Origin of the sequence: Sporosarcina pasadenensis (genome assembly GCF_047228845.1) — a bacterium.
GTDB lineage: Bacteria > Bacillota > Bacilli > Bacillales_A > Planococcaceae > Sporosarcina.
The window spans coordinates 130,120-142,758 of record NZ_JBFEGM010000001.1 but is presented as its reverse complement, the minus strand read 5'-3'; the positions used below and the strand labels follow the sequence as shown (position 1 = coordinate 142,758).

The following is a 12,639-nucleotide window of genomic DNA, read 5'->3' as shown; positions in this document are numbered from 1 at the left end:
AAAAAATGAAGAAGAAAAACTTCCTTTACAATCATACACGAGATGAGCTTAAAAAGTGCGAAAAACGAATCATACACATACCACTCCGTAAAGAATCCATGTTATAATAGGAGCATTGTGAATTTAGGAGGATTTTTATGATAGCAGTCAGTAATGTAAGTCTTCAATTCGGTGACCGCAAACTGTTTGAAGATGTGAATATACAGTTCAACCCAGGTCACTGTTATGGATTGATCGGAGCAAATGGAGCGGGTAAATCGACTTTCCTTAAAATTTTGTCAGGCGAACTGGAACCTCAAACAGGCAACGTCATCATGAATAAGGATGAACGTTTGGCAGTCCTGAAACAAAACCACTTCGAATATGAAGAAAACGAAGTGCTCGATACGGTCATCAGAGGACATCAACGTCTATACGATATCATGACCGAGAAAAATGCAATCTATATGAAAGAGGATTTCTCTGACGAGGATGGCATGCGCGCAGCAGAACTCGAAGGAGAATTCGCTGAATTAAATGGATGGGAAGCTGAATCGGAAGCAGCCATCCTTCTACAAGGATTAGGTATTCCGGAAAGTCTCCATCATGTCAAATTGGCTGAACTAAGCGGTTCTGAAAAAGTGAAAGTTCTTCTTGCGCAGGCTCTATTCGGAAAACCCGATGTCTTGCTACTGGATGAGCCAACGAACCACTTGGACTTGAAAGCAATTCAATGGCTGGAAGAATTCCTTATCAATTTTGAGAATACAGTCATTGTCGTTTCGCATGACCGTCACTTCTTGAATAAAGTTTGTACACAAATTGCAGATCTTGACTTCTCAAAAATTCAGCTGTATCCAGGAAACTACGATTTCTGGTACGAATCAAGCCAGTTAGCGTTAAGAATGGCTCAAGATCAAAACAAGAAAAAAGAAGAGAAAATCAAGGAATTACAAGCTTTCGTCGCACGCTTCAGTGCAAATGCTTCAAAATCAAAACAAGCGACTTCTCGTAAAAAAGCGCTTGAGAAGATTGAATTGGATGATATTAGGCCATCATCCCGCAGATATCCATTTGTTAACTTCCAAATCGGGCGTGAAATCGGAAATGATGTACTAAGTGTCAAGGATCTCTCTAAGACTCAAGATGGCAAAGTGATGTTGAAAGACGTAACATTTACGATGAACAAAGAGGATAAAATTATCCTCTTGGGCAATCCACTCGCCAAAACAGCACTTTTGGAAATCCTTGCAGAAGAGGCGGAACCTGATGCAGGAACATTCAAATGGGGAGTCACGACAACTCGCTCCTACTTCCCTCTTGATAATAATGAGTATTTTGAGGGGTCTGAAACATCATTGGTTGAATGGCTACGTCAATATTCACCTGAAGATCAGACGGAAACGTTCTTACGTGGCTTCCTAGGACGTATGCTCTTCTCCGGCGAAGAAGTGAAAAAGAAACCTTCTGTGTTATCGGGTGGAGAAAAAGTTCGTTGCATGCTCTCCAAAATGATGTTGAACAATGCCAATGTCCTTTTGCTTGATGAGCCGATGAACCACTTGGATTTGGAATCGATTCAAGCATTGAATAATGGATTGATCGCTTTTAAAGGAGCTATGGTCTTCACTTCTCATGACCAGCAGTTCATACAAACAGTCGCGAATCGAATCATTGAAATTCGTGAAGATGGTACGATTTTCGATAAAATGATGCAATACGATGAATATCTTGAATGGAGAGAGCAACAAGCCGTTTCCAACTAATAGATAGAACCGTTTCCTTTGATGGGAAACGGTTTTTTCGTTTGGAATTTCAATTATCGGTAATGGAAATAAAAAAGGATAGCGGTTATATTATCGGCAATACTACCGGAAAGGAGTGTGTAATGAATGAAAAGGAAAACCATAATCTTGCATGTCTTGCTTATCGCATTGATTGCATCCGGTTGTACGAACAAAACCACAAGCTTGAACAATTCGGGAAATAGCGGAGAAACGACAAATCCGACTGAACAAAAAGGGAATACTCAGGATTCGAATGCAAAGCCAAACCAAAACGACCAAACATTACTTGACTATTTTCTCCCTGCCGGATCAACAGCACGGTTTAAAGGGGAAGGAAACGAATTTGCGAAACTGGATATTGATTTTGCCCATCCTTATAAGGATTATGTAATTCTTCATGAAAATAATGGCGGCGCTGTGATCAGGCGCATCTACAAAATTGAGAAAGAGCAGATCTTGAAAATGGAAGAAAAACCGGTGGATTTGCATGAGGACTTCCCTTCCCAGCAAGAGATTGAAGCGATGAATCCTATTGGCATATACTTGAAAAAACCTTTTAAAATTGGAACAACATTCGATAGCTGGAAAATTGTCGAAACCGATGTAACCGTTGAAACACCATACCAGACGTTCGAGCATGCCTTTGTCATCGAAGAAAAAGGCAATGATTACGTCAATCGTAAATATTTCGTTAAAGGATTCGGTGAAGTGAAACGCGAATCGATTATGAAAACGGTTGATGAAGATGAAGATTTCATTGTTACTTCAACATTGGAGTCCGTTACAAAGCCGGAATAGCATCTGAGTAAGCTTCCAATGAAAAAAAGAGGCACCTGTCAAAGGTGCCTCTTTTACTGACGAATTATAGTTTGACTACGTTAGCAGCTTGAAGACCACGATTGCCTTCTACAACTTCGAACTCGACTTGTTGACCTTCGTCCAAAGATTTAAATCCGTCTCCCTGGATTGCGGAGAAGTGTACGAATACATCGTCTTCCCCTTCAACTTCGATAAATCCGAAGCCTTTTTCAGCGTTGAACCATTTCACTGTACCTTGTTTCATCTGTGACTACCTCCAAATAATTGTATTGCTAATACATGAAAAAAATTCACATATTACAAAAAGCACCGACAACGCCGATCACCTTTTGTAATACGTGAATCCGTCTGCTTCGGTAAATCAATTTATATTACTGCTACTATACCATACCCAAGAAAATTGTCAATACAACAATATCAAATATTCGAATTATTTATCGACATAAAGCAAGAAGGTTTTCCCCCCACCAAGGTGATGATGCCATGAAATATTTGTAGATCTTCATCGCAACCTTCACAGAAGATGCGCTCTCTATCCGACCAATACGCAAAAAAACAACCTTTTCGTTCTTCTTTGTAATTATACTTTACCCCAAATTCCTTATTTAAATCATATAAGTACTCCAAAGCCTCATGAGCAGATTCAAATGCACGTCTTGATTGAATTGTCTTCTCCCAGTCTTCGAACATCCACCATGGTTCGTAGTCAGCTTTCATATAAATAACTTCATATTCCATTTTCCGTTCCCCCTATCCAAAAAGGCAGTGAGTGGATTCATTTTAGCAAATCCAGTGAAACTATCCAAGTAAATGAATTCACACATTCATTAAAATGTATTTCCACCGTAAATCAGGTATAATTGGACTAAGGGGATGAAACTTTTGGTCGTATCAAACGTAGTAAAGAATAGAGATAATAAGGAGGCCTGTAGACGATGCAAGAAGTTAAACAGTTTTTCCAAAGGCACTTAATAGCGGCGCCAATTAGCTTCGGCTCTTGGTTGGCAATGATTCTTGCTGCAGGCATGAACCCATTCGCCGCAACAGGCCTGATGATTGCAATATACTTAGGTGGCAATTTCACGATTAAACAAATACAACTGTCGTCGAATGTGAAAGAACTTGGCATGTCTAGATCCGAATATAAGCATATTAAAAACCAGATCAACGAAGCGAAATCGAAAATCAAGCAATTGAACGGTTTGTACGGCCAGGTACGTTCTGTCCAAGCATTCAAACAAGTATATGAGATGAATAACTTGGCAAAAAGGATTCTTACCATAGTACGCAAAAACCCGAAGAAATTCTATCATGTCGAGAGATTTTTCTACTCTCATCTCGATTCAGCTGTCGAGTTGACTTCCAAATATGCAATATTGGTCAATCAACCGTTGAAAGATCAAGAAATCAGAGTCGCCCTCCAACATACAAGGGAAACACTTACTGAAGTGAACAAGCAATTGGAGCAAGATTTAAGAGGCGCATTAGCGACTGATATTGAACAGCTGCAACTCGAGCTGGACTATGTGGATGTTACAATGAAAAAGAATAAACCGTTGCTTGAGATGAAAGGAGAAATGCGGAATGACGGAAAACAACTTGACTAATGCAGATGTGAAAACGATGGATGACCTATTGGACAATCCATTTAACGTAAATGAACCGCTATTGCCAAAAGAGATGCAGACAGAGCAAAGCAAAGGCCAGGTGACAGTGAAACTGTTAGATCGCTTGTCGCCTGAAGAACAGGAAAAGGCGAAGCAACTTGCCGAGCAAATCCCCGTAGGTAATTATGAAGCGATCATCACATATGGCGCAAATGCGCAAAATGAATTATCACGCTTCTCCCATAAAATGTTGGATCATGTACAAAGCAAGGATATCGGCCCAGTCGGGGATGTCTTAAGCGATTTAATGGGCAAGCTTTCGGAAATCGATCCTGAAGATTTATCCGAGAAGAAAAAATCCGGACTGAGCCGTCTCTTTAGCCGAGCAACAAGGTCCATTCAGGAAATGATGACAAAATACCAAAAACTTAGCACGCAAATCGATCGCATTGGTGTCCAATTGGAACATTCTAAGCGTGGGTTGCTCGAAGATGTTCAAATGCTCGATAGCCTTTACGAACAGAACAAGACATATTTCCAAGCTTTGAATGTCTATATTGCTGCGGCTGAATTGAAACGAGATGAGATTGCCAATGTCATTATTCCGGAAATGCAAAGGAAAGCGGAATTATCGAACGACCAGATGGCGTTCCAAGAAGTGAATGATATGAGGCAATTCCTAGATCGGTTGGAAAAACGACTCTACGATCTTCAGCTTTCAAGACAGATCACAATCCAAAGCGCTCCGCAAATCAGAATGATTCAACAAACGAATCAAACCCTTGCAGAGAAGATCCAATCGTCTATCATGACCTCCATTCCGTTATGGAAAAATCAGATCGCCATAGCGTTGACACTGAATAGACAGCGAAAAGCCGTCGAATCACAGCGTCTTGTGACGAAGACGACAAATGACCTTCTATTGAAGAATTCAGAGATGTTAAAAGTGAACTCGATCGAAACTGCGAAAGAAAACGAACGAGGCATCATCGAAATTGACACATTGAAGAAAACACAAGAAAACTTAATCCAGACAATTGAAGAGACGCTTGTCATCCAAGCGGATGGACGCGCGAAACGGAAAGCGGCGGAAGTTGAAATCGCCCGCATGGAAGAAGAATTGAAACAACGTCTTCTAGCCGTCCACGAAAAAACACAATCTCCGAATCGTCCACTATAAATTAAAAAACCGCCATATGGCGGTTTTTTCGTTCTGTTATACCAATACAATCGCCAACAGCTTTCTCAATATCCGTAATGTCTGATCAGTGAAATGTTCAACAGATTGCGATGCGGCAGATTTATTCCCGAACATCATTGAAAACAACGCCCGCTGATCATCCGTTGGCTCCTCTGACGCTAAAAACAAATGGATGACAGAGACCCCTTTTTTCTCGGCCTCCAATACAGATTCCCTCGTGTCCAAAATTCCATTCCGATCATAACCAAAAGCGGAAGGTTCACCATCCGAAAAAACGAGGAGGAATTTATGTTTCTCTGGTCTGACCAATAACCGACGCGTCATCCACCTAATCGCAAAACCGTCCCGATTATCTTCGTTCGTCTCAAATGAAAGAATCGTCAATCCATCATCTTTCCGCTTGTCCTCAAATGTATGCATTAATCCGAACACATTCGGCTGGAAATTCTTCGAGGCATAAATTGCATCCTCAAAATAAGAAGAGATTTCATGCTCGACAGATAGTTCGCGTAAGACGTCGTGGAAAAGCAACACTGCTTTCTTCGTCTCATCGAGCTTATCCATCATCGAGGCGGAACCGTCGACGAGCAAGCCGAACACTGCGTCAAGCTTATCTGAGGGCATGTTTTTCCTGTAAAAAGGCCGAGGACGTTCATCCAATAGCATCGTCGTCAATTTTGTCGATAGTCTGCCCTTCATCAAGCCCGTCCTTTTCGAGTCTTCTTTCAACTCGATCCGTTTTTTCATTTCCTCTACAAATGAACGGACATGCGGTCTTTGCTCTTCACGCCATTGCATTAATTTTTTCAGATTCAATTCATCGCGGACAACTTGAACTGCCTGCTCTTCATAAACAACGTTTACATGCTCTTTTCCAAAATCATTTCCCGCCGTTTTTCGCTCTAATTTCTTGCCCTGTGTTGCCCGCTCCTCATCTGCCCACTTGCTGCTTTCATTCCCCTCTGATTGGCCGGTCCCAGTCTCTTGGATTTCAGCATTTTCATTTCCTTCTGTCATGTTGCTGCCGTCTCCCCTCCCAGCCCTTCCATGCTCCAACTCGTATTCCAAGTGTACGCCAGATTCACTAACACTTTCCCGATGCCACGTACGGAAAATTTCCTCGATCGTTTCCTTTGGTTCCTCTTCCCCTTTTTCCGCTTCATTCATCCCTTCATGATAATGAAATACAGCTGTTTTCTCCGAAATAGCATCTCCGACAGCATAATACTGATGAACAAGGTCATTTTCAATCGTCTCCTCTACCATGTAGACGATGCGCTCCGCCAGTCCAGCCATGTCTGAAGTTGTTTTTGCATCAGTTGCATACGTTGTGAGCATCATTATTTGACCAATCGGCAAGTCCCACTCGACGTGGGAGTCTGTCAACCGTCCTTCATGTAAAGTGAGGAACAGCTGATTCAATAACGCGTCAGCAATAAATGCCTTATTCGTATTGGACATGAGTTTATCCCGATGAAATCCTAGCAAAAGCTGCCTTCTCACCGAAAATGCCTTGGCAGTCCCCGGTCTCTCCTTCTCAACTACATCCATTAGCCTAAATTCCTCCAACATGAGCAACAGTTCTTCAGCGAATTTTCGTAAAGGATGGCTTTCGTACCTTTCCCTGTATCTGATCCAGTCGGATACAGAAAAATGCTTCCAAAAACCTGCTGTTAATAAATACACGTCAGATAACCGGCCGGCGTGCATCACATCTTCGGATCGATGCCTCCAAAACACGCTAATCGAGACAATGCCTTCCTTCGGCTGGAATTCAAATAGTTTCCGCTCCGTCAATTCCAAGAATTCCGCATCCGCAAGCGCCCTCCCCAACCGTTCGTATAGCAACAGCAAGTTGGCATCGATCGTCTCATCATTGAATTGAATGAACCGATTTATTTTAACCATTTCATTCGCCTCACTTCACCCACGTTTCCACTAATTCCATGACGAGTTCCCTTTCCATTTTGTCTTCCAGCTTTTCTGCAATGGAATATTTGATTGCGCGCCTCACCGGCATATGTTCCGCAAGCGCAATTGCATCCAATAAACTTCTGACAGAGGCGGCTTCTTCAGACAATAAACCGTTCAACACTTGCCTTTTTAAATCTTCGTTAATATTCATGAACGTATGAACCAAAGTATTATCGGCTTGGGGGAAAAGAGATTGAATAATTTCCTGTAGTTGTTCACCCGACAAGTATGGTATCGAAAAGGAAATGAATCGGTTCTTCAATGCTTCGTTCATAGGGGATGTCCCGACATACCCTTCATTAATAGCCGCAATAACAGTGAAATTAGGATGAGCATGAATGACTTCTCCAGTGAAAGGGTTTGTCAACATACGTCTATGATCGAGAACGCTATGTAAAATCGGCAGTGTCTCCGGCTTTGCCATATTGATTTCATCGATATAGAGGATATGACCCTCCTTCATTGCTTGTACAACCGGCCCTTCTACAAATTCAATAATGGATTGGCCACTGCTTGCATTAATCGTCTTGAAACCTAAAAGCGACTCAGCGTCCAAATCGACAGAACAGTTCACACTATGCATTGGCTGATTGAAAAAATGTGAAATGCTTTGTGCAAGTTTCGTCTTTCCGGATCCAGACGGCCCTTTCAAAAGAACAGGCTTCTTTAATATTATCCCAATCAGAATATCCTCCCATAGATCAGAAACAGGGGAAATATAACCTCCTTCTTGGATTAAATCGGAATATTGCTTTTCATATTTCCTTGCATGCCGAACAGCCTTTTCATTTGCAATAAAAGAATCCATGAAATGTTCATCCTCCTAAAAAAGGCCCGATGCTGATAGATTGGCATCGGGCGAAAAATTCATTCGAAATATGTTTTATAAAATCCGCCGACTTTACCGGTATTATCTACGATGAAAATGAATTCGTCCGTTTCATTTTTTACATCATATTCTTTGCCCGGTGTTAAACAATCGGTTACGACATATTTTTCCGCATTCGCATGCGTACATACGACTCTCCGAAGCGTCGGTGCAGTCGTCCAATCTTTAAAAGACATGTAGATCACCATCCAATTGCAGTAATATGAAACAGCCCGAGATGCTCGGGCTGTTTCAGTTTATCATTAAATAACTTATGAACCAAGAAGTAAGTCTTCAGGGTTTTCAATCAATTCCTTTACCATTTTCAAGAAGCCGACCGAGTCTTTTCCATCGATGACACGGTGGTCATATGATAATGCAATGTACATCATTGGGCGTATTTCCACTTTATCGCCTACTGCAACAGGGCGCTTTTGAATAGTATGCATGCCTAGGATTCCGACTTGCGTGCCGTTCAAGATTGGTGTAGAGAACAACGATCCGAACACACCGCCATTTGTAATTGTGAATGAACCACCTGACATATCAGCAATCGTCAATTTATTGTCTCTTGCTTTTCCAGCAAGCTCTCCGATTGTCGACTCGATTTCAGCAAAGTTCTTTCTATCTGCATCGCGGACGATTGGAACGACTAATCCACCTTCAGTCGATACTGCAATACCGATGTCGTAATAGTGCTTCAGAATGATGTCATCGCCATCGATTTCTGAATTGACGTATGGATATTTTTTAAGTGCAGCAACTACCGCTTTCGTAAAGAAGGACATGAAACCAAGACGTACATCATTCTTGTCATAAAATTCATCTTTTTTACGTGAACGAAGTTCCATCACTGCAGTCATATCGATTTCGTTGAAAGTCGTCAGCATTGCAGTTGATTGTCTTACTTCCAACAAACGTTTTGCAATCGTTTGACGGCGACGCGTCATTCTCTCACGAGTTTCGCGGCCGTCTTCTACAGGAGCCGATGCAGCTTTAGCTGGTGCAGCGGATGCAGCAGGAGCTTTAGGTGCAGTACCATGTGCAGAAACGTCTTGAGCACGAACGCGTCCCATCGGATCTACTGGTGAAACAGTGGCTAAATCGATGCCTTTTTCACGCGCTAGTTTTCTAGCAGCTGGGCTAGCAATCGTACGGTCGGAAGAAGTTTGTTCAGTTGTTTGCGCAGCAGCTGATTGTTGTGGTGCTGGTGCTGGTGCAGGCGTCTCTTCTGCAGTTGGAGCAGGTGCCGCTTGTTGAGCAGCAGGTGCTCCAGATCCTTCTCCGACTACTGCGATGACTTGACCGACTTCGACTGTGTCGCCTTCTGCAGCAAGAAGTTCTTGGATGACTCCCGCTTCCTCAGAAATAACTTCAACGTTAACTTTATCAGTTTCCAATTCTACGATAAACTCACCTTTGTCAACACTCTCACCTGGTTGTTTCAACCATTTTGCAATCGTTCCTTCAGTAATCGATTCTGCAAGTTCAGGTACTTTGATCTCAGCCACAATAAATTCCTCCTCTGTTCTACCGTTTCAACGGTGCTAAACAAATATGTTGTATTAATGTGCAATTATTTTTTCAAAGCTTCTTCGATGATGCGTTGTTGCTCGACTTTGTGCGCTTCACCATTTCCTTCGGAAGGGCTCGCGCGGTGGATACGGCCTACATAAGAAACCGATTTTTTATCGCCTGCGATTTCCTGCATGTACTCCAATGCAAATGACCAAGACCCCATGTTTTTAGGCTCTTCTTGGACCCAGACAAGATCCTTCACCTTCGGATAGCGTGCTACGATTTCTGCGATTTTATCGGAAGGGAAAGGATATAGCTGTTCCACACGCACGATATGCAAGTGGTCGAAGCTTTCTCCATCCTTCACTTTCTCAGCAAGATCGATTGCCATTTTACCGCTTGCGAATAGGATTTTCTTCACTTTGTCCGGATTCTGGCCTGTTCCTGGCTGTTCAAGGACTGTTTGGAAATGGCCTTCAGCAAGATCACTGACGTCCGCACCTACGAGCGGGTGACGAAGGAGTGATTTTGGTGAAACGATGACGAGTGGACGCTCCACTTCAGTACCAAGCATCATTGCCTGCCTGCGCAAGACGTGGAAATAGTTTGCCGCGCTTGAAATGTTAGCAACTGTCCAGTTGTTTTCGGCACTAAGTTGTAGATATCTTTCGAGACGGGCACTTGAGTGTTCCGGTCCCTGACCTTCATACGCGTGCGGCAAAAGGATGACCATCCCGGACTGCTGTCCCCATTTCGAATGGCTGGAGGAGATGAATTGGTCGAACATCACTTGTGCCATATTTGCAAAGTCTCCATATTGAGCTTCCCAAATTGACAACGCTTGGTCTTTCTCCAAGTTATAACCGAACTCATAGCCGACGACGGCAAATTCCGTCAATGGACTGTTGTAAGCGACAAATGAAGCATTTGAATCGCTAATATGATGAAGCGGAACAAATTCTTCCCCTGTTTTCTCATCATGCAACACAAGATGACGATGTGCGAAAGTCCCCCTTTGGACGTCTTGGCCTGTTAGGCGAATCGGCTTTCCGTCTTGTAGGATTGCACCGAATGCCAATTGTTCCGCATGTGCCCAGTCGACTTTTCCTTTGCCTTTGAAAGGCTCTTCACGACGTTTCAAAATACGATCCAACTTGCTGAACACCGTGAAATCTTCTGGATAAGTGAGAAGCTCTTCATTCAACCGTTGCAATCTTTCTTGACTAACGCCTGTTTCAAGATCTCTCGGATATCCAGCCACGACAGCATCTGGTGTCGCATTGGAACTTTCTTTCGCTTTGGAGGAGTTTTCCTTCACTTTGTCATATGCGGCTTGCATCTTTGCAAATACATCCGTATCTAATTTATCTACATCTTTGTCTTGCAAGATATTTTCTTCGACAAGCTTAGATCCGTAAATCTGGCGAGCTGTCGGATGCTTATGGATTAAGTGGTACATCATCGGGTTCGTCACTAACGGCTCATCCATTTCGTTATGTCCATAACGACGGTATCCGATCAAATCTATTAAAATATCCTTACCGAACTTTTGACGATACTCAAATGCAAATGCCGCCGCTGCCATAACGTCTTCCGGGCTGTCAGCATTAACATGCAATACTGGCACTTCAAATCCTTTTGCGGGATCCGAAGAATAATGAGTTGATCTCGAATCGTAATATTCAGTTGTAAAACCGATCGTGTTATTGGCGATAATGTGGATTGAACCGCCAGTCTTATATCCGCGGACGCGGCTATAGTTAAACGTTTCAGGAACAATGCCTTGACCAGGGAATGCTGCATCACCATGGATCATGATTGCATAAGCCGCTTTCATATCTTGCTCTGGCAAGCCTTCATGGTCTGTCGTTTCCTGCGCGGCACGAGTCTGGCCAGCCACTACCGGATTGACGACTTCCAAATGCGAAGGGTTGTAAGCTAAGAAGCGTTCAGTTCCTGAAGGAGCTTTGTAAAGGGCTCCCATATGGTATTTAACATCACCGAACCAGCCATGTGTCGTCTCGAGCGATCCATCCTTCGGAAGGAAAGGCTCGGAAGGGACACCTGCAAATTCAGCGAACATCATCTCATAAGGTTTATTCAAAATATGGGTCAATACATTCAAACGTCCACGGTGTGCCATGCCGATTAATATTTTTTTCACTTTATCGGCTTCTGAACGGCGCACCAATTCGTCAATAAGGACGACTAGGGAATCAAGGCCTTCAATGGAGAAGCGTTTTGCCCCGACAAATGTCCGATGAATGAATTTCTCAAAGCCTTCAACCTTAGTAAGTCTTTCTAGCAAGGCCTTTTTATCATTCTCGGAAAGTTGTACGGAGATTTCACCGTTTTCGATTTTCGATTGAATCCATGCACGCTCTTCTTCATCTATTACATGAGAGAATTCGTAGGCGATCTTCCCCGTGTACAATGATTTCAAATAGTTTACAGCATCCAGTCCATTTTCTACATGGGCTGGCGGATTTTTCAGGAACAAGGAGGATGGCATCGACTGCAAATCATTCTCAGATAATCCATAATACGAAAGTTCCAGACGGGTTGCGTCTTTAGGTCTGTCGTTCAGCGGATATATATCCGAAGCAAGATGCCCGTATGCGCGGATAGCGTCAACTAGCTTATAAGCAGCCAGTACTTTGCCGAAATCACCTGCCGGCACAGCTGACATTGCTGTAGTTTGTTCGGCTCCCTCAATCGAAGGCGCGCCATAGCTTCTGAACATTTCAGCAAGCTCTGGATCTACCGTTTCGGGTGACACTTTGAACTGTTCATACATTTCCATTACATACCCAAGGTTCGGACCAGTAAATACCGAGTAAGGGGAACGTTGGGTACCAACATTGTTCGACATGTAAAATGACCTCC

The 12,639-nt window shown here is 43.0% G+C and carries 11 protein-coding genes; 4 read left to right on the top strand and 7 right to left on the bottom strand.

The genetic code is table 11. The features are described from left to right. Positions 1–137: 137 nt before the first annotated feature. Both AB1K89_RS00720 and AB1K89_RS00715 read left to right on the top strand, forming a co-directional pair. The gene (locus tag AB1K89_RS00720; RefSeq protein WP_413052917.1) at positions 138–1,745 is read left to right on the top strand and encodes an ABC-F family ATP-binding cassette domain-containing protein; all 1,608 of its coding nucleotides are present in this window, start codon (positions 138–140) and stop codon (positions 1,743–1,745) included. Between the two features lie 126 nt (positions 1,746–1,871). Then, positions 1,872–2,564: a hypothetical protein gene (locus AB1K89_RS00715; protein ID WP_413052916.1), complete on the top strand. Its 693-nt coding sequence runs from the start codon at positions 1,872–1,874 to the stop codon at positions 2,562–2,564. A gap of 64 nt (positions 2,565–2,628) precedes the next feature. On the opposite strand, the gene AB1K89_RS00710 is transcribed toward AB1K89_RS00715, so the two are convergent. Beyond that, positions 2,629–2,829: a cold-shock protein gene (locus AB1K89_RS00710; protein WP_147055882.1), complete on the bottom strand. Its 201-nt coding sequence runs from the start codon at positions 2,827–2,829 to the stop codon at positions 2,629–2,631. 173 nt (positions 2,830–3,002) lie between these two features. Further along, complete coding sequence (locus AB1K89_RS00705) at positions 3,003–3,323, bottom strand: DUF1033 family protein (protein WP_413052915.1); 321 nt, start codon at positions 3,321–3,323, stop codon at positions 3,003–3,005. Positions 3,324–3,520: 197 nt separating this feature from the next. Here AB1K89_RS00705 and AB1K89_RS00700 point away from each other — a divergent pair, with 197 nt between their 5' ends. Next, on the top strand, positions 3,521–4,192 hold the full coding sequence (locus tag AB1K89_RS00700; protein ID WP_252503336.1) for a 5-bromo-4-chloroindolyl phosphate hydrolysis family protein: 672 nt from the start codon (positions 3,521–3,523) through the stop codon (positions 4,190–4,192). Next, positions 4,170–5,372 (top strand): toxic anion resistance protein, encoded by a 1,203-nt coding sequence (locus AB1K89_RS00695; protein ID WP_413052914.1) that lies wholly within the window; start codon positions 4,170–4,172, stop codon positions 5,370–5,372. Before AB1K89_RS00700 ends, AB1K89_RS00695 begins: the two co-directional genes overlap by 23 nt. A 36-nt stretch (positions 5,373–5,408) precedes the next feature. On the opposite strand, the gene AB1K89_RS00690 is transcribed toward AB1K89_RS00695, so the two are convergent. The 5 genes from AB1K89_RS00690 to AB1K89_RS00670 form a co-directional block, all read right to left on the bottom strand. After that, on the bottom strand, positions 5,409–7,301 hold the full coding sequence (locus tag AB1K89_RS00690; protein WP_413052913.1) for a vWA domain-containing protein: 1,893 nt from the start codon (positions 7,299–7,301) through the stop codon (positions 5,409–5,411). Positions 7,302–7,311: 10 nt separating this feature from the next. Continuing rightward, positions 7,312–8,175 carry an ATP-binding protein gene (locus AB1K89_RS00685; protein WP_413052912.1) on the bottom strand — a complete coding sequence of 288 codons (864 nt, stop codon included), beginning with the start codon at positions 8,173–8,175 and terminating at the stop codon, positions 7,312–7,314. 59 nt (positions 8,176–8,234) lie between these two features. Next, positions 8,235–8,432: a DUF6501 family protein gene (locus AB1K89_RS00680; RefSeq protein WP_413052911.1), complete on the bottom strand. Its 198-nt coding sequence runs from the start codon at positions 8,430–8,432 to the stop codon at positions 8,235–8,237. 75 nt (positions 8,433–8,507) lie between these two features. After that, positions 8,508–9,746: a 2-oxoglutarate dehydrogenase complex dihydrolipoyllysine-residue succinyltransferase gene (gene odhB / locus AB1K89_RS00675; protein WP_413052910.1), complete on the bottom strand. Its 1,239-nt coding sequence runs from the start codon at positions 9,744–9,746 to the stop codon at positions 8,508–8,510. A gap of 65 nt (positions 9,747–9,811) precedes the next feature. Further along, the gene (locus AB1K89_RS00670) at positions 9,812–12,625 is read right to left on the bottom strand and encodes a 2-oxoglutarate dehydrogenase E1 component (RefSeq protein WP_413052909.1); all 2,814 of its coding nucleotides are present in this window, start codon (positions 12,623–12,625) and stop codon (positions 9,812–9,814) included. Positions 12,626–12,639 lie beyond the last annotated feature (14 nt).